Annotated in this window: 22 protein-coding genes; 8 read left to right on the top strand and 14 right to left on the bottom strand. The window is 73.4% G+C overall.

Features of this window, described 5'->3' with window-relative positions:
• Window positions 1-812 (bottom strand): M20/M25/M40 family metallo-hydrolase (locus ACFE67_RS05305; RefSeq protein ID WP_375405829.1); only part of this gene is annotated, 812 nt, incomplete at its 3' end.
• Entirely contained in the window at window positions 809-2,497 is a 1,689-nt protein-coding gene (hutU, locus tag ACFE67_RS05300; RefSeq protein WP_375405828.1) for a urocanate hydratase, read from the bottom strand. The genes hutU and ACFE67_RS05305, both read right to left, overlap by 4 nt.
• A 131-nt stretch (window positions 2,498-2,628) precedes the next feature.
• Here hutU and ACFE67_RS05295 point away from each other — a divergent pair, with 131 nt between their 5' ends.
• The 8 genes from ACFE67_RS05295 (at window position 2,629) to ACFE67_RS05260 (ending at window position 10,054) form a co-directional block, all read left to right on the top strand.
• Window positions 2,629-3,453 carry an IclR family transcriptional regulator gene (locus ACFE67_RS05295; RefSeq protein ID WP_375405827.1) on the top strand — a complete coding sequence of 275 codons (825 nt, stop codon included), beginning with the start codon at window positions 2,629-2,631 and terminating at the stop codon, window positions 3,451-3,453.
• Window positions 3,454-3,522: 69 nt separating this feature from the next.
• Window positions 3,523-4,206, top strand: a complete 684-nt coding sequence (locus ACFE67_RS05290; RefSeq protein WP_375405826.1) for an IclR family transcriptional regulator — start codon at window positions 3,523-3,525, stop codon at window positions 4,204-4,206.
• Window positions 4,203-5,291 (top strand): ABC transporter ATP-binding protein, encoded by a 1,089-nt coding sequence (locus tag ACFE67_RS05285; RefSeq protein ID WP_375405825.1) that lies wholly within the window; start codon window positions 4,203-4,205, stop codon window positions 5,289-5,291. Before ACFE67_RS05290 ends, ACFE67_RS05285 begins: the two co-directional genes overlap by 4 nt.
• A complete protein-coding gene (locus tag ACFE67_RS05280; RefSeq protein ID WP_375405824.1) occupies window positions 5,288-5,944 on the top strand; it encodes an ABC transporter permease in 657 nt (218 codons plus the stop codon). Before ACFE67_RS05285 ends, ACFE67_RS05280 begins: the two co-directional genes overlap by 4 nt.
• The gene (locus tag ACFE67_RS05275; protein ID WP_375405823.1) at window positions 5,941-6,654 is read left to right on the top strand and encodes an ABC transporter permease; all 714 of its coding nucleotides are present in this window, start codon (window positions 5,941-5,943) and stop codon (window positions 6,652-6,654) included. The genes ACFE67_RS05280 and ACFE67_RS05275 overlap by 4 nt, the downstream gene beginning before the upstream one ends.
• 54 nt (window positions 6,655-6,708) lie before the next feature.
• Window positions 6,709-7,623: an ABC transporter substrate-binding protein gene (locus tag ACFE67_RS05270; RefSeq protein ID WP_375405822.1), complete on the top strand. Its 915-nt coding sequence runs from the start codon at window positions 6,709-6,711 to the stop codon at window positions 7,621-7,623.
• Window positions 7,624-7,684: 61 nt separating this feature from the next.
• On the top strand, window positions 7,685-9,202 hold the full coding sequence (gene hutH, locus ACFE67_RS05265) for a histidine ammonia-lyase (protein WP_375405821.1): 1,518 nt from the start codon (window positions 7,685-7,687) through the stop codon (window positions 9,200-9,202).
• An 81-nt stretch (window positions 9,203-9,283) separates the two neighbouring features.
• Complete coding sequence (locus ACFE67_RS05260; RefSeq protein ID WP_375405820.1) at window positions 9,284-10,054, top strand: aminoglycoside phosphotransferase family protein; 771 nt, start codon at window positions 9,284-9,286, stop codon at window positions 10,052-10,054.
• Window positions 10,055-10,115: 61 nt separating this feature from the next.
• Here ACFE67_RS05260 and ACFE67_RS05255 read toward each other — a convergent pair whose 3' ends face one another.
• The 12 genes from ACFE67_RS05255 to ACFE67_RS05200 form a co-directional block, all read right to left on the bottom strand.
• Window positions 10,116-11,507, bottom strand: a complete 1,392-nt coding sequence (locus ACFE67_RS05255) for an RsmB/NOP family class I SAM-dependent RNA methyltransferase (protein ID WP_375405819.1) — start codon at window positions 11,505-11,507, stop codon at window positions 10,116-10,118.
• Complete coding sequence (gene fmt, locus ACFE67_RS05250) at window positions 11,504-12,418, bottom strand: methionyl-tRNA formyltransferase (RefSeq protein WP_375405818.1); 915 nt, start codon at window positions 12,416-12,418, stop codon at window positions 11,504-11,506. The genes ACFE67_RS05255 and fmt overlap by 4 nt, the downstream gene beginning before the upstream one ends.
• A 48-nt stretch (window positions 12,419-12,466) precedes the next feature.
• The gene (locus ACFE67_RS05245) at window positions 12,467-14,212 is read right to left on the bottom strand and encodes a primosomal protein N' (protein WP_375405817.1); all 1,746 of its coding nucleotides are present in this window, start codon (window positions 14,210-14,212) and stop codon (window positions 12,467-12,469) included.
• 196 nt (window positions 14,213-14,408) lie between these two features.
• Entirely contained in the window at window positions 14,409-15,602 is a 1,194-nt protein-coding gene (metK, locus tag ACFE67_RS05240; protein WP_375405816.1) for a methionine adenosyltransferase, read from the bottom strand.
• 23 nt (window positions 15,603-15,625) lie between these two features.
• Window positions 15,626-16,855, bottom strand: coding sequence for a bifunctional phosphopantothenoylcysteine decarboxylase/phosphopantothenate--cysteine ligase CoaBC (coaBC, locus tag ACFE67_RS05235; RefSeq protein ID WP_375405815.1), 1,230 nt, complete (start codon window positions 16,853-16,855; stop codon window positions 15,626-15,628).
• Window positions 16,856-16,867: 12 nt separating this feature from the next.
• A complete protein-coding gene (gene rpoZ / locus ACFE67_RS05230) occupies window positions 16,868-17,170 on the bottom strand; it encodes a DNA-directed RNA polymerase subunit omega (protein ID WP_375405814.1) in 303 nt (100 codons plus the stop codon).
• Window positions 17,171-17,298: 128 nt separating this feature from the next.
• Window positions 17,299-18,198, bottom strand: coding sequence for a guanylate kinase (gene gmk, locus ACFE67_RS05225; protein ID WP_375405813.1), 900 nt, complete (start codon window positions 18,196-18,198; stop codon window positions 17,299-17,301).
• Between the two features lie 7 nt (window positions 18,199-18,205).
• Window positions 18,206-19,072 carry an orotidine-5'-phosphate decarboxylase gene (pyrF, locus tag ACFE67_RS05220; RefSeq protein WP_375405812.1) on the bottom strand — a complete coding sequence of 289 codons (867 nt, stop codon included), beginning with the start codon at window positions 19,070-19,072 and terminating at the stop codon, window positions 18,206-18,208.
• Window positions 19,072-22,374 (bottom strand): carbamoyl-phosphate synthase large subunit, encoded by a 3,303-nt coding sequence (carB, locus tag ACFE67_RS05215; RefSeq protein ID WP_375405811.1) that lies wholly within the window; start codon window positions 22,372-22,374, stop codon window positions 19,072-19,074. The genes pyrF and carB overlap by 1 nt, the downstream gene beginning before the upstream one ends.
• Window positions 22,375-22,471: 97 nt before the next feature.
• Window positions 22,472-23,674 (bottom strand): glutamine-hydrolyzing carbamoyl-phosphate synthase small subunit, encoded by a 1,203-nt coding sequence (gene carA / locus ACFE67_RS05210; protein WP_375405810.1) that lies wholly within the window; start codon window positions 23,672-23,674, stop codon window positions 22,472-22,474.
• Complete coding sequence (locus ACFE67_RS05205; protein ID WP_375405809.1) at window positions 23,658-24,167, bottom strand: ABC transporter permease; 510 nt, start codon at window positions 24,165-24,167, stop codon at window positions 23,658-23,660. The genes carA and ACFE67_RS05205 overlap by 17 nt, the downstream gene beginning before the upstream one ends.
• Window positions 24,164-25,477: a dihydroorotase gene (locus ACFE67_RS05200; RefSeq protein WP_375405808.1), complete on the bottom strand. Its 1,314-nt coding sequence runs from the start codon at window positions 25,475-25,477 to the stop codon at window positions 24,164-24,166. Before ACFE67_RS05200 ends, ACFE67_RS05205 begins: the two co-directional genes overlap by 4 nt.
• Window positions 25,478-25,595 lie beyond the last annotated feature (118 nt).

Genomic DNA, 25,595 nt, shown 5'->3' with positions numbered 1-25,595 from the left:
GACAGCTCGACGCGGGAGGCGATGACGTTCGTGCCACCCGGTACGGCCTCGATCCGGCCGACCGTCGCGCGGGAGCCGGGGACGGCGAGCGCCGCCTCCTCCACCGCGAGCACGACCCGCGCCGCCGCGACGACCGGGTCGGAGCGGTCGGTCATCCGGGTCGAGCCCGCGTGATCGCCGCGGCCCGTGATCGTGAGGCGCCAGCGGCCGTGCGCCAGGATGCCGGTCGCGAGACCGATGGGCGCGTCGAGGTCGACGAGGCCGCGGCCCTGCTCGACGTGCAGCTCGACGAACCGGCCGATGCGGGCCAGGGTCGCGTCGTCACGACCCGCGCGGTCCCGGTCGAGCCCGGCGAACCCCTCCGGGATCACCGCGAGCGGGTCGACCGCCCCGGTCAGCAGCCGCGAGCCGAGGCAGGCGATGCCGAACCGGGAGCCCTCCTCCTCCGCGAGCACGGCGACGGCGAGGGGCCGGGCGGGAGCGAACCCGGAGGCGCGGAGGCGACCGACCGCGACGAGCGCCGACACGACACCGAGCGGGCCGTCGAGCCGGCCGCCCCCCGGCACGGAGTCGAGGTGGCTGCCGGTGACGACGGCGTCGGGACCCGGCGCTCCCCACCAGGCCCAGAGGTTGCCGTTGCGGTCGTGCTGCACGTCGAGCCCGATGCCGGTCGCGCGATCGACGAACCAGGCGCGCAGCTGCAGGTCGGCGGCCCCGAACCCGGGGCGGGTCCAGCCGCCGCGCTCGTCGCGCCCGATGTCGTCGAGCTCACCCAGGAGACCGAGAACGGTCATCTCCGCGACCGCGCTCATGCTCGCTGATCGAGCTCCGGCACCGACGGGACCCACAGCCCGCGCTCGGCCGCGACGTCCTTCGCGCGGGCGTATCCGGCGTCGACGTGCCGCATCACCCCGGTGCCCGGATCGTTCGTCAGCACCCGCGCGATCTTCTCCGCCGCGAGGTCGGTGCCGTCCGCGACGATGACCTGGCCCGCGTGGATCGAGCGGCCGATCCCGACCCCGCCGCCGTGGTGGATCGACACCCAGGTCGCGCCGGAGGCGGTGTTCAGCAGCGCGTTCAGCAGCGGCCAGTCGGCGATCGCGTCGGAGCCGTCGGCCATCGCCTCGGTCTCCCGGTAGGGCGAGGCGACGGACCCGGAGTCGAGGTGGTCGCGGCCGATCACGATCGGCGCGGACAGCTCGCCCGACGCGACCATCTCGTTGAACTTCAGCCCCGCGAGGTGCCGCTCCTTGTAGCCGAGCCAGCAGATCCGGGCGGGCAGGCCCTCGAACTCGATCTTCTCCCCCGCGGCCTCGATCCAGCGGCGCAGCCGGTCGTCGTCCGGGAACAGCTCCAGGATCGCGCGGTCCGTCGCGGCGATGTCGGCCGGGTCGCCGGAGAGCGCGACCCAGCGGAACGGGCCCTTCCCCTCCGCGAACAGCGGGCGGATGTAGGCGGGGACGAAGCCGGGGAACGCGAACGCCAGGTCGTTGCCGCCGAGCTGCGCCTCCGCGCGAAGGGAGTTGCCGTAGTCGAAGACCTCGGCGCCCGCGGCCTGGAAGCCGACCATCGCGGCGACGTGCGCGGCCATCGACTCGCGCGCAGCGATGGTGAACCCCTCCGGATCCGCCGCCGCCCGGTCGTGCCAGTCGGCGAACGGGACACCCGCCGGCAGGTAGTAGAGGGGGTCGTGCGCGCTGGTCTGGTCGGTCACGATGTCGACCGCGACACCCCGGCGGAGCAGCTCGGGCAGCACCTCGGCCTGGTTGCCCTCGAGGCCGACGGAGAGCGCGCGGCGTTCCGCCTTCGCGGCGAGCACCCGGGCGAGGGCGTCGTCGAGGTCGTCCGCCACCTCGTCGAGGTACCGCTTGTCGCGGCGGCGCTCGAGCCGGCTGCGGTCGACGTCGACGACGAGCACCGCCCCGCCGTTCAGCGTGACCGCGAGCGGCTGCGCGCCGCCCATCCCGCCCGCGCCGCCCGTGACCGTCAGGGTGCCGGCGAGGGTGCCGTCGCCGCCCTTCGCCCGCAGCGTCTCGGCGACCGAGGCGAACGTCTCGTAGGTGCCCTGCAGGATGCCCTGCGTGCCGATGTAGATCCACGAACCGGCGGTCATCTGCCCGTACATGGTCAGCCCCAGCGCCTCGAGTCGGCGGAACTCCGGCCAGGTCGCCCAGTCCCCCACGAGGTTGGAGTTCGCGATCAGCACCCGCGGCGCCCACTCGTGGGTGCGGAAGACGCCGACCGGCTTGCCGGACTGCACGAGCAGCGTCTCGTCGGACTCCAGCTCGCGCAGCGTGCGGACGATCGCGTCGAACGCCTCCCACGACCGCGCCGCCTTGCCGGTGCCGCCGTAGACGACGAGGTCCTCCGGGTGCTCGGCGACCTCGGGGTCGAGGTTGTTCATCAGCATCCGCAGCGGTGCCTCGGTCTGCCAGCTCTTCGCGGTCAGCTCGGTGCCGCGCGCGGCGCGGACTGCGGGAACGGTCGACTGCTCCATGGGGGCTCCTTCGTTCTTTCGCTGCCAGTGCACACCACCGCCCGGCCGACGGGATCGGATACGGTCGTCTCCCGTCTCGGATCCGAGACCCGAAACATCCAGGTCACAGGACGGGGGCGGTGGAGGTGGAGGTGGCGACAGTGCCGACTGCGGCGGCGCAGGTGCCCGCGGCGGAGGCGACGCTGCGGATCCTCACGTTCCTCGCCGGCCAGCGGGGTCCCGTCGCGGCGGCGACGATCGCGGCGGCGATCGGCGCGCCCCGGTCGACCACCTACCACCTGCTCGCGGCGCTGGACCGGCACGGGTTCGTGCTGCACCTCCGCGAGTCGAGACGGTACGGGCTCGGGATCGCCGCCTTCGAGCTGAGCTCCGGCTACTCCCGCCAGGAGCCGCTGACCAGGCTCGGCGTGCCCGTCATCGCGGCGCTCGCCGACCGGCTCGGCGAGAGCGCCCACCTGGCGGCGCTGCACGGCCGCGATGTGGTCTACCTGGTCGAGGAGCGCGCTCGTCATCGACGCGTGCTGGTGACCGACGTCGGTGTCCGCCTCCCCGCGCACCTCACGGCGAGCGGACGGGCGATGCTCGCGGCGCTGCCCGCCGCGCAGCTGCGAGCGCTGTACCCGGACGCCGCGGCGTTCGTGACCCGGAACGCGGCGGGCCCCGCGGGCCCTGCCGAGCTGCGCCGCCTGCTCGCGACCGCGGCGCAGGACGGGTTCGCGACGGAGGAGGGCAGCGTGACCGCGGGCCTGACCTCGATCGCAGCGGCGGTGCTCGGCCCGAACGACTGGCCGGTCGCGAGCGTCGCGGTGACGTTCGAGACCCAGGGGACGGCCGACCGCAGCCGCATCCTGCAGCAGGTCCGCCGCGCGGCGGCCACCCTCTCCCGCCGCGTCGGCGGCTCGATCGGCGACCCTCCGCACCGCCCGCCGCCCGCTCAGGGACGTGCCACCCAGTAGCAAGGATTTGTCACCAGACGGAAACATTCGCTGCTATCCCTGGAAATACGGCGTCGATACCGTGACGTCATGACAGCGGAGCCGGCGACCGGCCAGGGCATGCGCACCATCGATCGGGCCCTCTCGCTGCTCAGCCTCGTGTGCACCGCGGGCGAGATCTCACTCGCCGAGGTCGCGAGAGGCGCCGACCTCTCCCCGAGCACCGCGCTGCGCCTGCTGCGAGCGCTCGAGGCCCGCGAGTTCGTGCGGCGCGGCGCGGACGGCCTGTTCACGGCCGGTCCCCACCTGGTGCAGCTCGGCGCGGCGGCGCTCTCCAACGACTCGCTCATCACGCTGGCGCGGCCCGCGATGCAGCGGGTCGCCGCGATCACGACCGAGTCCTGCTACCTCAGCGTCTTCGGGGCGGGGCACACCGCGATGCACCTCGCGATCGTGGAGGGCACCCAGTCGGTGCGCCACGTCGGCTGGGCCGGCCGCAGCATCCCGCTGGACGGCACGGCGGTGGGTCGCGTGCTGCTCGGTGAGGCCGGGCTGGACGGATACGTCGTCGTCGCGGAGGGCGCCGAGAAGGACGTCACCGCGGTCTCCGCGCCCATCCGGGTCGCATCCCGCGTCGCCGGCGCCCTCTCCTGCCTCGTCCCCAGCTACCGCGTCGTCGATCCGAGGGACCTCGTCCGGATCGGCGACTGCCTGGTCGCGGAGGCCGAGACGGTGCTGGCCGGCCGCATCGCGGCGGCGGGAGCGACCCGATGATCACCTTCGAGCACGTCGAGAAGCGCTACCCCGACGGCACCGTCGCGATCGGCGATCTCAGCTTCACGGCCGCGACCGGTCAGCTGACGACGTTGGTCGGCCCCTCCGGATGCGGCAAGACCACCTCCCTCCGCATGATCAACCGCCTGATCCAGCCGACCGGCGGCCGGATCCTGCTCGACGGCGAGCCGACGCTCGACATGGATCTGATCGCCCTGCGGCGGCGGATCGGCTACGTCATCCAGCACGTCGGACTCTTCCCGCACCGCACGATCGTCGACAACGTCGCGACCACCGCGCGACTCGCCGGCATCGGGAAGCGGGCGGCTCGGACTCGGGCGGCCGAGCTGCTGGATCGCGTGGGACTGGCCCCCGAACTCGCCGCCAGGTACCCGTGGCAGCTCTCCGGAGGCCAGCAGCAGCGCGTGGGCGTCGCGCGCGCGCTCGCCGCCGACCCCGACGTGCTGCTGATGGACGAACCGTTCAGCGCCGTCGATCCGGTCGTCCGCGCTCAGCTGCAGCAGCAGTTCCTGCAGCTGCAGCGCGAGCTCGGCAAGACGATCGTCATGGTCACCCACGACATCGACGAGGCCCTGACGATGGGCGACCAGATCGCCGTGTTCCGCACCGGAGGCGATCTGGTGCGCCTCGCACCGCCCGAGGAGCTGCTGCGCGATCCCGGCGACGCGTTCGTCGCCGAGTTCGTCGGCGGGGACCGCGGCTACCGCTCGCTCGGCTACGTCCACGCGAGCTCGCTCGCGATCGACGACGAGCAGGCGCTGGTGGTCGGTGCCGACCGGACAGCGGGCGACCGCGGATGGCGTCCGGTCGTCGATGCAGCGGGCATCCCGCTCGGCTGGTCCGGCCCCGGCGAGGCCGGCCCGGTGCTGGCCGAGCGGATCACCGTCACGAGCACACCCGCCCGGCGCGACGACTCCCTCCGGCGTCTGCTGAACGCGGCGCTCAGCGCCCCGGACGGCCGTGGGATCGTCGTCGACGGCGACGGCCGGTACGCCGGCACGGTCGCGCTCGCGGAGGTCACCGGGGCGCTCACCCGCGAGCACGGCACGGCCGCGCGCGCATGATCGACCTCTCCTGGATCGCCGCGACCGCCCCCTCGATCGTCGGGCTGCTGGTCGCGCATCTCGTGCTGAGCGTCGCCCCCGTGCTGATCGGTTTGGCGCTCGCGATCCCCGTCGGCTGGTTCGCGCACGGCGTCCCGCTGCTGCGGACCCTGATCCTCGGCGTGTCCGGCGTGCTCTACACGGTGCCGTCGCTTGCGCTGTTCGTGCTGCTGCCGAGGGTCATCGGCACCAGGATCCTCGACCCGCTCAACGTCGTAGTGGCGCTCGCGGTCTACGCGTTCGCACTGCTCGTGCGGACCGTCGTCGACGGCCTCGGGTCCGTGTCGCCGGAGGCGCGGCAGGCCGCCGAGGCGATGGGCTACCGACGCCTCGGGCGCTTCCTCACGATCGAGCTGCCGATCGCGACGCCGGTGGTGCTCGCGGGGCTGCGCGTCGCGACGGCCTCCGCCGTCAGCATCGTGTCGGTCGCGTCGCTGATCGGCATCGACCAGCTCGGCTCGCTCTTCACGCAGGGCATGCAGCTGCAGTTCGTCACGCCGATCATGGTCGGCATCGTGCTGTGCCTGCTGCTCGCGGTGTGCCTCGACGGCCTGATCCTGCTCGCCGACCGGCTGCTCACGCCGTGGCGACGCCGGAGCGGGGCGACCGCATGACCGACTACCTCTTCGTGCCCGCGCACTGGGTCGGCCAGGAGGGGATCCTCACACTGCTCGGACAGCACATCGCGTACAGCGGCGCGTCCCTGCTCATCGCGCTGGCGATCGGACTGCCGATCGGCATCCGGGTGGGACAGACCGGTCGCGGGACCGCCGTGATCGCGGGTGTCGCGAACTCCCTCCGCGCGCTGCCCTCCCTCGGGCTCCTCGTCCTGCTCGTCGTCCTGCTCAGCCCCGCGTTCGCCTCCGAGCTCGCGTTCCTCGTCCCGAGCCTCATCGTGCTGATCGTGCTGGCCGTGCCGCCGGTGATGACCGGCGCCTACGCCGGCATCGCGGCGGTCGAGCCCGCCGTGGTCGACGCGGCACGGGGCATGGGGATGAGCGACCGCGCCATCCTGTTCGGCGTGCAGCTGCCGTGCGCGCTGCCGCTGATCCTCTCCGGCGTCCGGGGCGGCGTGCTGCAGATCGTGTCGACCGCGACGATCGCCGCCTCGGTCTCCCTCGGTGGGCTCGGCCGCCTGATCATCGACGGACTCGCGTCGAACGACTACGGGCAGATGGTCGCCGGGGCCGTCCTGGTCGCGCTGCTCGTGGTCGTGCTCGACCTGCTGTTCGTCCTGCTGGGCCGCTTCGCCGTGTCGCCCGGCCTGACCCGGGCCGTCCGCGCCCGCCGCCCGATCCCCACCCCCGCCGCCATCTCCGGCTGAGCACCGACCGCACCGTCCCCACAGCACCACCACCTCCGAAGGAACGAGACCGCCATGCACCTGCGCACCCGAATCGCCGCGATCGCCGTGATCGCGGCGATCCCGATCTCCCTCACCGCCTGCTCGTCCGGCGATCCGCTCTCGGCCGCTCCGGCGGAGAGCAGCAGCACGGGGACCACGTCGATCGTCGTCGGATCGGCGAACTTCCCGGAGAGCGAGCTGCTCGCCACGATCTACGCGAAGGCGCTGACCGGCGCCGGCGTGAAGGCGACGACGAAGCTGAGCATCGGGAGCCGCGAGGTCTACTTCCCGGCGCTGCAGGACGGCTCGATCGACCTGCTGCCCGAGTACACGGGCGCGACGCTCAGCTACCTCGACCCGAAGGCGGAGGCCAGCTCGCCCGACGACGTCGCCGCCGCGCTGAAGACGGCCCTGCCGTCCGGGATCGAGATGCTGACGCCCTCCGGAGCCGCGGACGCGGACACGCTCACCGTGACGAAGGCGACCGCGGCGAAGTACTCGCTCACCACGATCTCCGACCTGCAGCCCTACGCGTCGAAGCTCGTCGTCGGCGGACCGCCGGAGTGGAAGACCCGCAAGGAGGGGGCCGTCGGCCTCAAGACCCTGTACGGGCTGAACTTCAAGCAGTTCCGGGCACTCGACGCGGGCGGACCGCTGACCCTCGCGGCGCTGAAGAACGGGCAGATCGATGCCGGCGACGTCTTCTCGACGGACCCCAACATCGCGGCGCTGTTCCCGCTGAAGGACGACAAGAACCTGTTCCCCGCGCAGAACATCGTGCCGCTGATCGCGTCCGGCAAGAAGTCCGACGCGGTCGACGCGGTGCTGGACAAGGTCTCGGCGGCGCTCACCACCGACGACCTGGTCGAGATGAACGCGAAGCTGACGGACAAGCAGCCGATCGACACCGTGGCCGCCGACTGGGTGCAGGCGCACGACCTCGGCTGAGCACCAGTCCGGCGGGGTCGGCGGCGCGTGCCGCCGACTCCGCGGATGGCAGGATCCCGGCGTGACCGCCATCGTTCCGCTCGGGACCCGCCCGCTCACCGCCGCCGATGTGGCGGCGGTCGCCGACGGCGCTCGGACCGCCGTCGCCCCCTCCGTCCTGCAGGGGGTGGAGGCGGGGCACGGCCGGCTGCTCGACCTCGCGGCGACGGGGACACCGGTCTACGGGCTGACGACCGGGGTCGGCGACCGCGTGGGCGACCCGATCGGCCCGGCGGACGCGGCGGAGCGCCAGCTGGTGCTGCTCGCGAGTCACGCGAGCGGCGTCGGCAAGCCGTGGGAACCGCGCGTCGTCCGCGCGATCATGGTCGCCGTCGCGCAGGCCCTCGCGCACGAGCGCAGCGGCGTCCGGGCGACGCTCGTGGCACGCCTGGTGGCGATGCTGAACGCGGGCGTCGTGCCGTGGGCCCCGCGCGGCGGATCGGTCGGCTATCTGATCGCGACCGCCCACATCGGGCTCGTCGCGTTCGGCCGAGGACGCGCCCGGCTCGGCGGCGAGCTGCTGGACGGGGCCGAGGCGATGCGCCGCGCGGGCATCCCGACCGACGGTCCTGGGCCGCGCGAGGGGCTGGCCCTGATCAGCGGCGTCCATGAGATCACCGGCGTCGGCGCGCTCGCGGTGGTCGCCGTCGACCGGGTCCTCCGGAGCGCGGACGTCGCGGCGGCGATGTCGCTCGAGGCGCTGCGCGGCAGCTCCTCCGGCTTCGACGCCCGTGCGCAGTCGGTCCGTCCGCATCCCGGCCAGGCGGTGACGGCCGCCCGGCTGCGCGCGCTGACCGACGGCAGCGGGATCCTCGGCGCCGGCCGGGAGCGGCGCCTGCAGGACGCGCTCAGCCTCCGCGCCGTGCCGCAGGTCCACGGCGCTGCGCGGGACATGCTCGCCTACGCGACGACGGTGATCGAGACCGACCTGAACAGCGTGACCGACAACCCCGCATTCGTCGACGACGGCGGGGGGCTGGTCCCGCTGCCGAACGCGAACGGGCACGGGGCGCCGGGCGCGCTCGCGCTCGACGCGCTCGCCATCGCGGTGTCCCAGTTCACGAGCATGTCGCAGGCGCGGACCGACCGGCTCACCACCGGGAGGCTGAGCGGCCTTCCCCCGTTCCTGGTCGACGCGGGCGGCGACGATCCCGGGCTGATGATCCCGGCGTACGCGGCGGCGGCGCTGTCGGGCGAGGTGCGCCACCTGGCATCGCCCGCGAGCGTGCACAGCGTCTCCACCTCCGCAGGGCAGGAGGACCACATCAGTCAGGGGGTCACCGCGGCAGATCAGGCGGCGCGGGCCGGGGACCTGGCCGCGGGCGTCGTGGCGATCGAGCTGCTCTGCGCCGCGCAGGGGCTCGAGTTCGCGACGGAGCAGCCGGGTCGCGGCACGGCGGCCGCCCGCGCGCTGATCCGGAGCGTGGTACCCGCCTACACCGCCGGCCGGGAGCCCTCGCTCGACATCGCGGCGATCCGCGAGCTCGTCGTGAGCGGCGAGCTCGCGGCCGTCGCCGAAGCGGCGGCCGGCTTGCGCTGAGGCTCAGCCGATGACGCCCCTCGGTCGGACCCTCCGTTTCGTCGGAACCTCCTTCCTACACAACGGAGACAGGTGGGACCGATGAATCCCAAGGAGCGGCTCCGCGCGTGGGGTGCCGAGCCGACCGGCGAGGTCTGGCGCACCCCCTCCTCCGACCTCGCCGCCGGAATCCGCGGCGGCGAGCCGGTGATGCTCAAGGTCGCGCGGATCGAGGAGGAGCGTCGCGGCGGGCGGCTGATGGCCTGGTGGAGCGGGTGCGGCGGTCTTCCGGTGCTGGAGGCGGACGACGACGCGATCCTGATGCGGCGCGCGACGCGGAGCCTGCTCACGGTGCCGGCCGCGGAGGCGGAGGGGGTGCTGCTCGAGACCGTCCTCGCGCTGCACGCGATGCCGGCGCCACCCGCCTCCGTCGGTCTCGTGGCGCTGACCGAGTGGTTCCACGATCTCGTCGACGAGCCGCAGGCCTATCCGCTGCTGGCTCGGACCGCTGACGTTGCGCGAGGGCTGGTCGCCGAGGCAGGGCCATCGGTCGCGCTGCACGGCGACCTGCACCACGGCAACGTGCTCGAGCTCGACGGCCGTTGGATCGTGATCGACCCGAAGGGGCTCGTCGGGCATCCGGCGTTCGACGTCGCGAACGTCTTCTGCAACCCCTCCGTCCAGGTCGCGACCGCGCGCCTCGACCGGCGGCTGGGCCGCTTCGCCGACCGCCTGGCGATCGAGCCCGACGTGCTCGCGGCATGGGTCGTCGCGTGGTGCGGGCTCTCGCTCGTGTGGGCACACCGCGCCGGGACCTGGCACGCGAGCGCCGCCTCCACGGTCGCGACGGCACTGCTGCCCCGCCTCCGCTGACCCGGTTCGCGGCACCGGGACTCTCCGTTTTGTAGGCAGAACCTGCCTACAAAACGGTGAGTCAGCGCAGGGTCAGCAGCTGGATGAACATCGCGTCGGTGCCGTGGCGGTGCGGCCACAGCTGGACCGCCGTGCCGCGCTCGGCGTCCTGGAGGCGGCGGTCGCTCACCGCGTCGACGATCGGCGCGGTCGGCAGCGCCCGCAGCCCCGGGTGGCGGAGGAGCGCGGCAGCGACGACCGCGGTCGTCTCGGCGATCACGGGCGAGCAGGTGACGTAGGCGAGCAGCCCGCCGGGGGCCAGCGCGGCGACCGCGGCGTCGAGCAGCTCGCCCTGCAGCGCCGCGAGCGCGGGCAGATCCTCCGGGCGTTTCCGCCATCGCGCCTCCGGCCGGCGGCGGAGCGCACCGAGGCCCGAGCAGGGCGCATCGAGCAGGATCCGGTCGAACCGGCGGTCCCCGGGCCCGAACCGGCGGCCGTCGCCGATCTCGACGGAGTGCGACCCCGGCACCGCGGCGAGCGCCTGCTCGACCAGCCCGGCGCGAGCCGGGGTGATCTCGTTCGACGTGAGCTCGGCGCCGCCGATCCGCGCCTCCGCTGCGAGCAGCGCGGCCTTGCCGCCCGGACCGGCGCAGAGATCGAGCCAGCGCTCACCCCGCCGCACCGGGCGGGCCCGGCTCAGCGCGAGCGCGGCGAGCTGCGAGCCCGGATCCTGCACGCGGACGACACCCGACGCGACGAGTGGCAGCCGGCCCGGGTCGCCGCCGTCGAGCTCGACACCGATCGGCGACAGCCGGTGGGGGCGCAGGGGCAGCCCCTCGGCATCGACCAGGTCGCCGCGGTCCGCGAGCCCCGGCAGCGCGACGAGGCCGACGGGCGGCGCCGCGTCGTCCACCTCCAGCAGCGCATCGAGATCGCTCCCGCCGTCGGCCATCGTGATCAGTGCCGCGTCGAGCTCGCGGACGACCCACACCGGGTGGCCGGTCGCGAGCGCGGCGCGCTCGTACCGGTCCTCGATGCCCTCCACGAGCACCGCGGTCCACGCGGCGTCGTCCCGTTCGCCGACTCGTCGCAGCACCGCGTTCGCGAAGCCGGAGGCGCCCCGGCCGGCGACCTCCCGTGCCTGCTCGACCGCCTGATGCACGGCCGCGTGCCGCGCGGTGCGCAGCGCCAGCAGCTGGTGCGCACCGAGACGCAGCACGTCGAGCACGGGCGGGTCGATGTTCTCGATCGGCCGGCCGGCGGCGCGGGCGATGATCGCGTCGTACCGCCCGGCCAGCCGCAGCGTGCCGTAGGCGAGCTCGGTCGCGAACGCGGCGTCCTCCCTCGACGGCTTGCGCCGGTCCAGCAGCACCGGCAGCAGGAGGTTCGCGTAGGCGTCCCGCTCGCGGACACCGCGCAGCACCTCGAGCGCGATCGCCCGCGCGGGGCTGATCACCGAGCCCTTCGCGCTCATCCGAGCAGCACCCCGGTCCCCGCACCGCGCAGCCAGGCGTCGGCGGGCATCGCACCCCGCCCCTCCGGCTGCACCATGACGAGCTCGAGCGCGCCGCCGCCGCAGCCGACGAGCACGCCGTTCGGGGTCGCCGTCACGGCGCCGGCAGCGAGCGCGGACGCGTCCCGCGCGGGCGCCGCCGCCAGCACCTTCAGCCGGCGGCCGCCCGCCGTCGTCCACGCGCCGGGCTCGGGCGTGCAGCCCCGGATGCGGGCGAGCACCCGGTCGGCCGGCTCGGCCCACGTGAGGCGGCCGTCGGCGAGCGTCAGCTTCGGCGCGGCCGTCGGCTCGCCGACCTGCGGCTCGGGCGTCACGGTGCCGGCGGCGAGCGCGTCGACCGTCCGCGCGAGCACGCCTGCCCCGATCCCGGCGAGTCGGGTCAGGAGGTGGCCGGCGGTCTCCAGGGCGCCGATCGCGACCGCTTCGCTCGCGAGGACCGGGCCGGTGTCCAGCCCGGCCTCCAGCTGGAACACGTCGACGCCGGTCTCGGTATCGCCTGCGATCAGCGCGCGCTGCACCGGCGCCGCACCGCGCCACCGCGGCAGGAGCGAGAAGTGCAGGTTCACCCAGCCGAGCCGGGGCGCGGACAGCAGGGGCTCGGCGACCAGCGCGCCGTACGCGACGATGACCGCGAGATCCGCATCGAGGGCGGTCAGCTCCGCGGTCTCGGGCGCCCGGAGGCGGTCGGCGCGGAGCACGGGCAGGCCGAGCGCCTCCGCGCGGGCATCCACCGGCGACGGCGTCAGGACCCGCTTCCTGCCGAGCGGCGCCGGCGGCCGCGTGACCACCCTGACGATCTCGTGGTCGGAGGCGGCGAGCGCTTCGAGCGAGGGGACGGCCGCCTCGGGGGTGCCGGCGAAGATCAGGCGCATCGCAGCCAGCCTCCCACTATTCACAGAACGAGCCTGATCCGCGAAAGGTCACAGGGGCTCGTGGGGGTCGAAGTGGACGCGGAGGACCGGAGGGGGTGGCGCCGGCGGCTTCGGCCGGCGCGCGCTGCCGTGCCGGAGGAGCGCCTCCTTCGCGACCGCGGCCACCCCGCGCCCCGCACCCGCGGGGAACCGGACGACGACCCGCTCGCCGCGCTGCTCCGGCACGCGGCTCAGCAGATCCGCACCGGCGCCGGCCCACGCGTCCACCAGCTCTTCCACCGCGCGCACCGGTCCGGTCGCGGCGGCGAGGCGCACGGTCGGCGGGAACCGCAGCTCGCGCCGGTCCGCGAGCTGGCGCGCGGCGAAGTCGGCCGAGCGCCAGGTCGCGAGCGCGGTCGCCACGTCGCCGCCGACGCCGACCAGGTGCACGGGCGCATCCGGGGCGGCGAGCATCGCGGCGGTCGACCACCAGCGGAGGCAGTCCTCGGCGACCCAGAGCGACTCGCGCAGCAGCATCCGGGCGCCGTCGAGCAGCAGCACGGCCCGGTAGCCGCCGGGCGCGCGCGGCTCCGCGCCCCGGGTGGCGACGACCAGCCTGGGCCCCGCCGCCACGACGTCGTGCACGTGCTCGCCGTCCGCGATCACCACCGGCACGCCGGGGAACGCGCGGCCCAGCTCGTGCGCGGTGCGGCCGGCGTCGATCGGGATCGGCGCCTCCCCCGCCCGCAGCGCCCGCAGCGCGGCGTCGCCCGGGCGCGAGACCTGCACGAGCACCGGCCCGGCGAGCAGCGCCCGGTGCACGGCCTGGAACGCGGCGGACGGGATGCGCGCGCCGCGGTCGTCCTCCGGCGTCAGCACCACGTCGGGCCGGCCGCGGGGCGCGCCCCACTCCTCGCACCAGCGCAGCTCGACGAGCCGCTGCACCGTCGACGATCGCGTCGACGACAGCAGCAGCAGACCCGCTCCCGACTGCTCCTGCCGCAGCAGGGCGACGTCGCGCGTGCCCGCGTAGGGCGCGAGCGGCTCCTGGTGGAACGGGTCCGCCTCCTCCCACACGACGATCGCGCCGAGCACCGCGGCCGGTGCGTACACCGCCGAGCGGTTGCCGATGATCACGTGCGGCCCCGGCTCGAGTGCGGTCAGGTGGGCGCGGTAGCGGGCGGAGGGGGTCCTGGAGGCGTCCACGCGGAGCACGAGCGCCGCCGCGGGCCCCGACGCGAGCGCGGTCTCGAGCTGGTCCAGGTCGCGGCGGTCGGGGACCGCCACGATCGTCGTGCGCCCGGCCGCCGCCACGGCCGCGGCGATCGCGGCGACGTCCGTCGCCCAGCCGCCGACCCATGCCCCGGCGACCTCGACGACGTGCGCGGTCGGCAGCGCCGCGATCCTCCTGCCCGTGACGAGCGCGGCGGCGAGGTCGTCCTCCGGCGCCTCCACCGCTGCGGGCACGGCGCGCTCGGCTGCGAGCCAGCGCTGCTCCGCCTTCGCCTGCCGCTTCGGGACCGCGAGGCGGAGCACGTCGCTCGCGACGCCCGCGCTGCGGTCGGCGACGGCGCGCGCGAGCCGCCACACCTCCGGCGCGAGCACGGGTGCGGCCGAGACGACGCGGTCGACCGGCGACAGCTCGCCGGGCGCATCGGTCGTGTCCGCGAGTCCGACCACCCACCCGTCGGCGACGCGGCCGGCGACCCGCAGCGGCACCTTCACGCGCGCGCCGACGACCACCTCGTCGGCGAGCTCGTCGGGGATCCGGTAGTCGAAGAGGTGGTCGAGTCGTGGCAGGGGCGAGTCGAGCACGACCTTCGCGATGAGATTCGTGCTCGGGGTGGTCCCTTCGAGAGCCTCAGGACATCGCTCGAGGCTCGCTTCGCTCGCACCTCGACCAGCGGGGGGCGCGGGGGGTGCGGGTGTCTCGGACATCACGCGCGATCCCGTGGCGCGTTCAGCGCCGCGGGAGCGCACAGCCTTCGATCCGCTTGCGGATCGAAGGCCATCAGCTCTGTAATCCGGCGGCGACCGCCAGCGCTGCCGCGCGGTCGGTGCGCTCCCATGTGAAGTCGGGCAGCTCGCGGCCGAAGTGGCCGAACGCTGCCGTCTCCCGGTAGATCGGGCGGCGGAGGTCGAGCGCGTCGATGATCGCGGCCGGACGCAGGTCGAAGACCTCGCGGATCGCGGCGACGATGCGGTCCTCGGCCACGTGGGCGGTGCCGAAGGTCTCCGCGTAGAGGCCGACGGGCTCGGCGGCGCCGATCGCGTAGGCGACCTGCAGCTCGAGCCGGTCGGCGAGGCCCGCGGCCACCGCGTTCTTCGCGACCCAGCGCATCGCGTAGGCACCGGAGCGGTCGACCTTCGACGGGTCCTTGCCGCTGAACGCCCCGCCGCCGTGCCGGCTCGCGCCACCGTAGGTGTCCACGATGATCTTGCGGCCGGTCAGGCCCGCGTCGGCGTTCGGGCCGCCTGACTCGAACCGGCCGGACGGGTTGATGTAGACGCGGGGGTTCGACACCTCGAGTCCCGACCCTCGGAGCACCGGCTCGATGACGGCCTGCAGGACGTCGTCGTGGATCCTGCCGGACCCGACCGACGCGGCGTGCTGCGTGGACACCACGACGGCCTCGACGCTCACCGCGCGCTGCCCGTCGTAGCCGACCGTCACCTGCGTCTTGCCGTCGGGACGGAGGTAGGGCAGCGAGCCGTCCTGCCGGGCCTGCGTGAGCCGCTGGGCGAGCCGATGCGCGAGCGCGATCGGGATCGGCATCAGCTCCGGCGTCTCCCGGACCGCGTAGCCGAACATCAGCCCCTGGTCCCCCGCGCCCTGCTGGTCGTACGGGTCGACGCTGCCGTCCCGCGCCTCCGTCGAGACGCCGACGCCGTCCGCGATCTCCCGCGACTGCTCGCCCACGCTGATGCTCACGCCGCAGGTCGACCCGTCGAACCCCTGCTCGGACGAGTCGTAGCCGATGCCGCGGATGGTCTCGCGCACGATGCCCGGGATGTCGACGTAGCCCTCGGTGGACACCTCCCCCGCGACGTGGACGAGGCCCGTCGTCACCATGGTCTCGACGGCGACGTGCGCGGAGGGGTCCTGCGCGATCAGCGCGTCGAGGATGCTGTCCGAGATCTGGTCGCAGATCTTGTCCGGGTGGCCGGGCGTCACCGATTCGGACGTGAACAGGCGCAGTGGCATGGGTGACTCCTCGTGCGTGGGTCTCAGGCGGGGGCGACGAGATCGAGGATGGCATCGGCCACCGACGTCTTGGTACCGCTCGCCTCGCCCACGACGCGGCCGGACCGGTCGATCACCGTGACGGCGGTCTGCCCGGGCCCGAACCCGCGCTCGAAGCCGACCTCGTTCAGGACGAGGAAGTCGGCGCCCTTCCTCGCGATCTTCTCGCGGCCGAGGGCGAGGCGCCGCTGCGGGTCGCGCTCGGTCTCCGCCGCGAACCCGACGACGACCTGACCCGGCCGCGGGCGGTTCGCCGCGATCGAGGCCAGCACGTCGGGGTTCCTGACCAGATCGATGCTGAGCGTGTCGCCGAGGTCGTCCTTCTTCAGCTTCGCCTGCGCGACGGTGGAGGGCCGGTAGTCGGCGACCGCCGCGGCCATGATCACGACGTCGGCATCGAGGGCTTCGACGCCGGCCGCAGCGAGCATCGCCGCCGCGGTCCCGACGTCGACCACACGGACTCCGGCGGGCGCCGGGACCTCGAGGTTCGCCGCGAGCAGCACCACCTCCGCGCCGCGGTCGCGCGCGGCCTCCGCCAGCGCGACGCCCTGGCTCCCGGTCGACGAGTTGCCGAGGAAGCGGACGGGATCGAGCGGCTCCCTCGTGCCGCCGGCGGAGATGAGCACCTTCCGTCCCGCGAGCCGGTCGGAGGTCTCGGGCACGACGGTGCGATCGAGGTCCGGGTTCGCGGCGAGCGCGACGTCGAGCGCTGCGGTGACGATGTCGGTGGGCTCCGACATGCGGCCGGCGCCGGAGTCCGTGCCGGTCAGCTGTCCGCTCTCCGGCCCGACGAGGACCACGCCGCGTGCCTCCAGCGTCCGGACGTTCGCCTGCGTCGCCGCGTGCGCCCACATCTCCGTGTGCATCGCGGGGGCCACCACCAGCGGCGCGGTGGAGGCGAGCACGGTCGTGCCGAGCAGGTCGTCGGCGAGACCGGCTGCGAGCTTCGCGAGGGTGTTGGCCGTCGCCGGGGCGATGACGATCAGGTCGGCGCTCTGCCCGAGGGCCACGTGCCGCACCTCGGCGACGCCCTCGTACAGGTCGGACTCGACCGGGTTCCTGCTGATGGCCTCGAGCGTCGGGCGGCCGACGAAGCGGAGCGCCGCCGCGGTCGGGACCACGTGCACGTCGTGCCCGGCGAGCACCAGGGCGCGCACGACCCCGACGGCCTTGTAGGCCGCGATGCCGCCGGTGATGCCGACGACGACCTTCATGTCGGGGAGCGCCTACTCCGTGGGAGCAGCGGTCTCGGCGTCGACGACCGTGTCGGTCGGGAGCGCGTCCTCGGCGCGGATGCTGAGCTTGTCCTCGTTGATCTCGCGGAGCGCGACCGAGAGGGGCTTGTCGTCGATCGACGACTCCACCAGCGGGCCGACGTTGTCGAACAGGCTGCCCTCGTGCAGATCGGCGTAGTAGTCGTTGATCTGGCGAGCGCGCTTCGAGGCGAAGATGACCAGGCCGTACTTCGAGTCGACCTTCGTCAGCAGCTCGTCGATGGGCGGGTCGATGATGCCCTTGGTGTCAGCCATGTGCAGCTCCTTCGTTAGACGCGCATTCCGTTGTGAAGGAGTTTTCCGCGCGAAGCGCCGGAAACTCCTTCACAACGAACGCTGGGACGCGACCACGCTGGATCCGCCCTGAAGGCGACCAGCCTGAGTCAGGCGGTCATCAAGTCTACGACCTCGCGGGCCGCTTCGGGGACGTCGGTGTTGACGACCGTCGCGTCGAACTCCTCCTGGGCGGCCAGCTCGATCCTCGCGGTCTGCAGGCGGCGCTCCTGCTCCTCCGGCCCCTCGGTGCCGCGCCCGGTGAGCCGGCGCACCAGCTCGTCCCATGTCGGCGGCAGGAGGAAGACGAGCCGGGCCTCGGGGAACGCGTCGCGGACCTGGCGCGCGCCCTGGATGTCGATCTCGAGCAGCACGTTCGTGCCGGAGGCGAGCGCCTCCTCGATCGGCGACCGGGGCGTGCCGTAGCGGTACGCGTTGTGCACCGTCGCGTGCTCGAGGAACTGGCCGGCCTCGATCATCCGGTCGAACTGCTCGTCGTTCAGGAAGAAGTAGGTGACGCCGTCGATCTCGCCGGGCCGAGGCGGCCTCGTCGTGGCGCTCACCGACAGCAGCACGTCGGGGTAGTGCTGACGGATGTACCCGGCGACCGTGCCCTTGCCGACGGCGGTCGGACCGGCGAGCACCACGAGGCGGCTGCCGTGGTGCTCCGGCTCGCCCAGGCGTCGCGGCGCCTGCCGCCGCACGAGGAACTCGTGCAGCCGCTGGTACTGGTGCACACCGAGGCCGCCGAGGCGTTTCGACGGGGAGATCCGCAGCTCCTGCATGATCTTCGCCGTCCTGGTCGGCCCGAGCCACGGGATCGATCCGATCAGCTCGCTGACGCGCAGGGTCGACTCCGGCTGCACGTTGTCGCGTGCCGCGGAGGAGAGCACCTCGCTGGCGCTGCGCTCACCGCTCGACACCTGCCGCTTCACCTCGGCCCGCGCCCGGCGAGCGGCCACGGCGGCCCGCGACCCCGCGAGCCGATCGACCTCGGGCGGGTTCACCATCTGGACCTCACGCGATCGCCTCCCCGAGCAGGGCGGACTGCCGCGCGATCGCGTCGCCGAGGCCCGACGGCCCCGTGGCGAGGATGCTGCGCGACGCCGTCACGATGGTCGTGCCGGCGGCGACGCCGAACAACCGCTTCACGTCGGCGAACTGCGCGCCCTGGTAGCCGAAGCCGGGCGCGAGGATCGGCGCCGCGGGCGACTCCGCGAGCTGCGCGAGGTCGATCCCGTAGTCGACGAAGTCGACGGTCGCACCGAGCACCACGCCGATCGAGCCGATCGGCTGCCCCTCCGAGTGCGTCCTGTTCCAGTTCACGACGCGGGAGGCGAGGGCGCCGGCGAGCGTCTTGCCCGACTGCGCCTCCCGCTTGATCTCCGCGGTCTGCACCGCGAGCGCCTCCGGGTTCGAGGTCGCCGCGAGCACGAACAGCCCCTTGCCGTACCGCGCGGCGAGGTCGAGCGGGCTGCGCAGGGCGCCGAAGCCCTGGAACGCGCTGATCGTCATCGCGTCGACCTCGAGCGGCGAGCCGGGCGTCAGCCACGCCTGTCCGTAGGCCTCGAGCGTCGAGCCGAGGTCGCCGCGCTTGACGTCGCCGACGACGATCAGGCCGGCGTCGCGCGCCTCCTTCAGGACGTCCTCGAGCACCTTGTACCCGATGGAGCCGAACCGCTCGTAGAACGCGACCTGCGGCTTGACGATCCCGACCCGGCCGGCGCACGCCTCGACGACCCGCAGCCCGAACTCGTGGGCGCCGACCGCCGAGACCGGCAGCCCCCACTCGGCGAGCAGGTACTCGTGCGGGTCGATGCCGACGCAGAGGTGCCCGTGGTCCGCGAAGGCGGTCCCGAGTCGATCGGCGAACGACTGCACCATCAGCGCTCCGCCTTCCTGCCGGCAGCAGCGCTGCGGCGTCGTTCGTACTCCTGGAGGGGAGTCACATCGAATCCTGCCCGAATCGCATCGACGCTCGCCACCGCAGCGGACAGCTGAGCCACGGTCGTGAACAGGGGTTTGTCTGCCGCGACCGCCGCGGCGCGGATCTCGTAGCCGTCGGCGCGGGCGCTGCGGCCGCTCGGCGTGTTCACGACGAGGTCGATCTCGCCGCGCCGGATCAGCTCCACGACGTCCGGTCCCACCTGCTCGGAGTCGCTCACCTTGCGCACCACATCGGCCGGGATCCCGTTGCGGTGCAGCATCTCCGCGGTGCCCTCGGTGGCCAGGAGGCGGAAGCCGAGCTGGCCGAGGCGCAGCGCGGGCAGCACCACCCCGCGCTTGTCGCGGTCGGCGACCGAGACGAACGCGGTCCCGCCGAGCGGCATCCCGCCGTAGGCGGCGTCCTGGCTCTTCGCGAACGCGCGCGGGAAGTCGCGGTCGATGCCCATGACCTCGCCGGTCGAGCGCATCTCGGGCCCGAGGAGGCTGTCGACGATCTGGCCGTCCTTCGTGCGGAACCGCTTGAAGGGCAGCACGGCCTCCTTCACCGCGACGGGCGAGTCGGCCGGCACGTCGCTGCCGTCGCGCTCCGGCAGCAGGCCCGCCTCGATCAGCTCGGCGACCGTCGAGCCGGCCATCACGCGCGCGGCGGCCTTGGCGACCTGCACGCCGAGCGCCTTCGAGACGAACGGCACGGTGCGGGAGGCGCGAGGATTCGCCTCCAGCACGTAGAGCACGCCTGCGGCGACCGCGAACTGCACGTTCAGCAGGCCGCGGACCCCGACGCCGCGCGCGATGGCGAGCGTCGCCTCCCGGACCTCACCGATCACCTGACGGCCGAGCGTGACCGGCGGGAGGGTGCAGGAGGAGTCGCCGGAGTGGATCCCGGCCTCCTCGATGTGCTCCATCACGCCGCCGATCCACAGCCGCTCGCCGTCGAAGATCGCATCGACGTCGATCTCGATCGCGTCGTCGAGGAACCGGTCGACGAGCAGCGGATGGTCGGGCCCGACGATCGCCTGCCCGGCGATCCGGTCGAAGTAGCCCTCGAGGCTGGGCTCGTCGTAGACGATCTCCATCCCGCGGCCGCCGAGCACGAAGGACGGCCGGACCAGCACCGGGAACCCGATCCCGCGAGCCACGGCCTGTGCGCTGGGCGCGTCGAACGCGGTGCCGTTCTTCGGGGCGACGAGCCCGGCGTCCTCGAGGATGGCGGCGAACAGGCCCCGCTCCTCCGCGAGATCGATCGACGCGGGAGAGGTGCCGAGGATCGGCACCCCGGCGGCCTCCAACCCCTTCGCGAGGCCGAGCGCGGTCTGCCCGCCGAGCTGCACGATCACGCCCGCGATCGATCCGGACGCGGACTCCGCGTGCACGACCTCGAGCACGTCCTCGAGGGTCAGCGGCTCGAAGTAGAGACGGTCAGAGGTGTCGTAGTCGGTCGACACCGTCTCCGGGTTGCAGTTGATCATCACCGTCTCGTAGCCGGCGTCCTTCAGTGCGAACGCCGCGTGCACGCAGGAGTAGTCGAACTCGATCCCCTGCCCGATCCGGTTCGGTCCGCTGCCGAGGATGATCACCTTGCGCGCCTCGGAGGCGGCCACCTCCGTCTCCTCGTCGTAGGTCGAGTAGTGGTACGGCGTCAGGGCCGGGAACTCGCCCGCGCAGGTGTCGACGGTCTTGTAGACGGGCCGGATGCCGGTGGCGTGCCGGATGTTCCGCAGCTCGATCTCGGACAGCCCGCGCAGCTCGGCGAGCTGCGCGTCGGAGAACCCTTCCTCCTTCGCGAGCCGGAGCAGGTCGGCGTCCAGCTCGTCGGCCTCGCGAATGCTGTCGGCGAGCTCGTTGATCGCCAGGATCGCGTCGAGGAACCAGGGATCTATGCCCGTCGCGGCATATACCTCGTCGACCGTCGCGCCGGCCCGGAGTGCTTGCTGCACCTGCACGATCCGGCCATCGGTCGGCGTCCTGATCGTCTCGAGCAGTTCCGCTGCGTCCACCGGTGCTTCCGACCAGTGGAAGGAGCTGCCGCGTTTCTCGAGCGAGCGGAGGGCCTTCTGCAGCGCGGCGCCGAAGGTGCGGCCGATCGCCATCGCCTCACCGACCGATTTCATGGTCGTCGTCAGCTCGGGATCGGCGGCCGGGAACTTCTCGAACGCGAAGCGCGGCACCTTCACGACGATGTAGTCGAGCGTCGGCTCGAAGCTGGCCGGCGTCACCTTCGTGATGTCGTTCGGGATCTCGTCGAGCCGGTAGCCGATCGCGAGCTTCGCGGCGATCTTCGCGATCGGGAAGCCGGTCGCCTTCGACGCGAGCGCGCTCGAGCGGGAGACGCGGGGATTCATCTCGATGACGATGATCCGGCCGGTGGAGGGCTCGACCGCGAACTGGATGTTGCAGCCGCCGGTGTCGACGCCGACCAGCCGGATGATGTCGATCGCGATGTCCCGCATGCGCTGGTACTCGCGATCGGTGAGCGTCAGCGCGGGCGCGACGGTGATCGAGTCACCCGTGTGCACGCCGACCGGATCGACGTTCTCGATCGAGCAGACGACCACCGTGTTGTCGGCGGTGTCCCGCATCAGCTCGAGCTCGTACTCCTTCCAGCCGAGGATCGACTCCTCGAGGAGCACCTCCCCCACGGTCGACGCCGCGACGCCCTGCTCCACGAACCGCGCCAGCTCGGCAGGCGTGTGCGCGAAGCCCGACCCGAGGCCGCCCATCGTGAAGGACGGCCGGACGACCATGGGGTAGCCGAGGACGTCGGCGTGCGCGAGGGCGTCCTCGACGCTCGTCGCGATGCGGCTGTTGGCGACCTCGGCGCCGGCCTCGATCACGAGGTCCTTGAAGATCTGGCGGTCCTCGCCGCGGCGGATGGCGTCGACCTTCGCGCCGATCAGCTCGACGCCGTACTTCTTCAGGATGCCGGCCTCGTCGAGCGCGATGGCCGCGTTCAGCGCGGTCTGGCCGCCGAGCGTCGGGAGGATCGCGTCGGGGTGCTCCTGGGCGATGATCTTCTCGAGCACGGGCGTCGTGATCGGCTCGATGTAGGTCGCATCGGCGAAGTCCGGGTCGGTCATGATCGTCGCCGGGTTCGAGTTCACGAGGATGACGCGCACGCCCTCCTCCCGCAGCACCCGGCACGCCTGGGTGCCGGAGTAGTCGAACTCCGCGGCCTGCCCGATCACGATCGGGCCGGACCCGATCACGAGGACGCTCCGGATGTCGTCGCGTTTGGGCATCAGGCTGCTCCTTCGATCTGCTTCGGGGTGGTCTCGAGGCTCGCTGCGCGGTTCCTGAGGCCCTCGAAGGGCGCACCTCGACCACCGGGGACGGCGGTCATGCGGCGCCGTCGGTCGAGGCGGTCTCGACTGCGATCGCTGCCTGCTGGCCGCCCGACTGCTCCGCGAGCACCATGTCGCGGAAGCGGTCGAAGAGATCGTCGGCGTCATGCGGGCCGGCGGCGGCCTCGGGGTGGTACTGCACCGAGAACGCGGGGATGTCGAGGCAGGCGATGCCCTCGACGACGTCGTCGTTCAGGTCCACGTGCGTGACCTCGGCGCGGCCGAAGCCGGCCGGCGTCTGCACCGGGCCGCCGCGGGGGGCGTCGACCGCGAAGCCGTGGTTGTGCGCCGTGATGCCGATGCGGCCGGACCGCAGGTCGACGACCGGCTGGTTGATGCCGCGGTGGCCGAAGGGCAGCTTGTAGGTGCCGAAGCCGAGCGCGCGGCCGAGCAGCTGGTTGCCGAAGCAGATGCCGAAGAACGGCGTCCGCCGCGTCAGCACCTCCCGCAGCAGTGCGATGTGATGCTCGCTCGCCTCCGGATCACCCGGCCCGTTGGAGTAGAAGACCGCGGAGGGCTCGAGCGCGTACAGCTCGTCGATCGTCACCGACTCGGGTACGACGTGCACGTCGAAGCCGCGATCGGCGAGCTTCTCGATCGTCGCCGCCTTGATCCCGAGGTCGACGATCGCGACGGAGCCGATCCGCTCGCCGCGGGCGGCTTCGGTGTAGACCGTGTCGGTCGAGACTCCGGCCGACAGGTTCCGGCCGCTCATCCCGGGGCTGCCCTGCACCAGCGCGAGCTGCTCCTCCGGCGTCAACGTCGCGTCGTCGCCCGAGAAGATCCCCGAGCGCATCGCACCCCGATCCCGGAGGTGCCGCGTGACGGCCCGCGTGTCGATGCCGGCGATCGAGACGATGCCGTCCCGCTCCAGGTCGCTGTCCAGCGTGCGCGTCGAGCGGTGGTTCGACGCGACGCGGGAGGGGCTGTGCGCGGCGAAGCCGGCGACCCAGATCCGGGACGACTCGGGGTCCTCGTCGTTCATGCCGGTGTTGCCGATGTGCGGCGCGGTCATCACGACGATCTGCCCGGCGTACGACGGGTCGGTCAGGGTCTCCTGGTAGCCGGTCATGCCGGTGGTGAAGACGGCCTCGCCGAACGCACGGCCGCGGGCGCCCCACGCCCGGCCGGTGAAGCGGCGGCCGTCCTCGAGCACGAGCACGGCACGGGTGCCGTCGGTGTCACGTGTTGTCGGCATGCGGTGCCTCCTGATCGGTCGTGTGGACGACGGCGAGCAGTGCCGCCTGGGACTCGGGGGCGAGCCGGAACGCGGACTCGACGGGCACGGCGGCACCGTCCGCATCGACGAGCGCCCACGCGAGCACGGTCAAGCCGTCGCGCTCGACGCCCTTGTCGAGCGCCCAGCTCGCGGTCCCGGACCCGCCGCCCGCCGGGACGAGGAACGGTGCGCCTCCTGCCCGCTCGACGAGCACGCCGCGGTCCGTGACCGTCAGGGTCGCGTTCGCCCGGAAGCCGAGCCCGTCCGCGACGACGCGGTCGAGCGGGCGGCCCTCGAAGGTCGTCGCGACGAGCAGCCCCGACACGGTCAGCAGGGTCTCGCCCAGGTCGGCCGGCACGGGAGGCAGCGCGAGGCCGCCCTGCCTCCTCCCCCGGCGGCGCCAGCTCGACGCCATGCCGACGAGCGCCAGCACGAGCAGTGCGAGCACGACGGAGACGGATACGGGGTTCACCAGGCGGTTCCGATCTCGTCGGGTTCGCGGAGCCGGCCGCCCAGCACCGTGGGCGACCCACGGAAGAACGTCGCGACGATCCGGCCGGGCAGCTCCTGGCCCAGGTAGGGCGAGTTCGTGCTCCTGCCGGCCAGGTCCGCGGTGGTCAGGGTCCGCCGGGCAGCGGGATCGATCAGCACGAGATCGGCCGTGCGACCCTCGGCGATCGGCCGCGCGGCGTCGACGAGGCCGCCGATCTCCGCAGGGCGGCTGGACATCGCGCGCTCCACCTCCGACCAGCCGAGCAGGCCGGTCTCGACCATGGCCGCCTGCACCACGAGCACAGCCGTCTCCAGCCCGACCATGCCCATCGCGGCGGCGGACCACTCGCTGCGCTTCGCCTCCGCCGGGTGCGGAGCATGGTCGGTGGCGACCGCGTCGATCGTAGCGTCGGCGAGCGCGGCCCGGAGTGCGGTCACGTCCTCCGCGGTCCGCAGCGGCGGGTTGACCTTGTAGCGGGCGTCGTAGCCGCGCGCGCACTCGTCCGTGAGCCAGAGGTGGTGCGGCGTCACCTCCGCGGTGATGCGGATGCCGCGACGCTTCGCCCAGCGCAGCACCTCGACGCTGCCGGCCGTCGAGACGTGGCAGACATGGAGGCGCGAGCCGGTCGACTCGGCCAGCAGCGCGTCGCGGGCGATGATCGCCTCCTCCGCCACCGCCGGCCAGCCCGTGAGGCCGAGGTCGGCGGCGACCGCACCGTCGTGCAGCTGCGCGCCGACCGTCAGCCGCGGCTCCTCCGCGTGCTGGGCGATCACCCCGTCGACGATGCGCGCGTATTCCAGCGCACGGCGCATCAGGAGGGGATCGGCGACGCAGGAGCCGTCGTCGCTGAAGATCCGCACCCGGGCGCGGGACCGGGCCATCGCGACGAGCTCGGCGAGCTCCGTGCCCTCCCGCCCCTTCGACACCGCGCCGATGGGCCGGACGTCGACGTAGCCGGCCTCCTCGCCGAGCGCCGCGACCTGCTCGACGACGCCGGGGCCGTCGGCCGTGGGCGTGGTGTTCGGCATCGCGTGGACCGTCGTGAAGCCGCCGGCGGCTGCAGCGCGGGAGCCGGTCAGCACCGTCTCCGCGCCCTCGCCGCCCGGCTGCCGGAGGTGGGTGTGCAGGTCGACGAAGCCGGGCAGCAGCAGCAGGCCGTCGGCGTCGATCACCCGCTCCCCCGCCTTCGCCCGGAGCGACCCGACCTCGACGATCACGCCGCCGTCGACCCGCACGTCGGCGCGGGTGCCGTCGGAGCGCTCGGCTCCCGTGATCACGAACGAGGTCACGCGGCACGCTCCCCTGCGAGCACGTCGTAGAGCACGGCCATGCGGACCCCGATCCCGTTCTGCACCTGCTCCAGCACCGTCGATCGCGACGAGTCCGCGACGGCGCCGGCGATCTCCA

Origin of the sequence: uncultured Amnibacterium sp., assembly GCF_964244015.1 — a bacterium.
Lineage (GTDB): Bacteria > Actinomycetota > Actinomycetes > Actinomycetales > Microbacteriaceae > Amnibacterium.
This window is presented reverse-complemented; position numbering and strand designations above follow the sequence as displayed.

Excerpts from the sequence above, each read along its gene's own strand:
- hutU (WP_375405828.1), bottom strand. The coding sequence starts at position 2,497 with ATGGAGCAGTCGACCGTTCCCGCAGTCCGCGCCGCGCGCGGCACCGAG.
- ACFE67_RS05290 (WP_375405826.1), top strand. The coding sequence starts at position 3,523 with ATGACAGCGGAGCCGGCGACCGGCCAGGGCATGCGCACCATCGATCGG.
- ACFE67_RS05285 (WP_375405825.1), top strand. The coding sequence starts at position 4,203 with ATGATCACCTTCGAGCACGTCGAGAAGCGCTACCCCGACGGCACCGTC.
- ACFE67_RS05280 (WP_375405824.1), top strand. The coding sequence starts at position 5,288 with ATGATCGACCTCTCCTGGATCGCCGCGACCGCCCCCTCGATCGTCGGG.
- ACFE67_RS05275 (WP_375405823.1), top strand. The coding sequence starts at position 5,941 with ATGACCGACTACCTCTTCGTGCCCGCGCACTGGGTCGGCCAGGAGGGG.
- ACFE67_RS05270 (WP_375405822.1), top strand. The coding sequence starts at position 6,709 with ATGCACCTGCGCACCCGAATCGCCGCGATCGCCGTGATCGCGGCGATC.
- ACFE67_RS05260 (WP_375405820.1), top strand. The coding sequence starts at position 9,284 with ATGAATCCCAAGGAGCGGCTCCGCGCGTGGGGTGCCGAGCCGACCGGC.
- ACFE67_RS05255 (WP_375405819.1), bottom strand. The coding sequence starts at position 11,507 with ATGAGCGCGAAGGGCTCGGTGATCAGCCCCGCGCGGGCGATCGCGCTC.
- fmt (WP_375405818.1), bottom strand. The coding sequence starts at position 12,418 with ATGCGCCTGATCTTCGCCGGCACCCCCGAGGCGGCCGTCCCCTCGCTC.
- metK (WP_375405816.1), bottom strand. The coding sequence starts at position 15,602 with ATGCCACTGCGCCTGTTCACGTCCGAATCGGTGACGCCCGGCCACCCG.
- coaBC (WP_375405815.1), bottom strand. The coding sequence starts at position 16,855 with ATGAAGGTCGTCGTCGGCATCACCGGCGGCATCGCGGCCTACAAGGCC.
- rpoZ (WP_375405814.1), bottom strand. The coding sequence starts at position 17,170 with ATGGCTGACACCAAGGGCATCATCGACCCGCCCATCGACGAGCTGCTG.
- gmk (WP_375405813.1), bottom strand. The coding sequence starts at position 18,198 with ATGGTGAACCCGCCCGAGGTCGATCGGCTCGCGGGGTCGCGGGCCGCC.
- pyrF (WP_375405812.1), bottom strand. The coding sequence starts at position 19,072 with ATGGTGCAGTCGTTCGCCGATCGACTCGGGACCGCCTTCGCGGACCAC.
- carB (WP_375405811.1), bottom strand. The coding sequence starts at position 22,374 with ATGCCCAAACGCGACGACATCCGGAGCGTCCTCGTGATCGGGTCCGGC.
- carA (WP_375405810.1), bottom strand. The coding sequence starts at position 23,674 with ATGCCGACAACACGTGACACCGACGGCACCCGTGCCGTGCTCGTGCTC.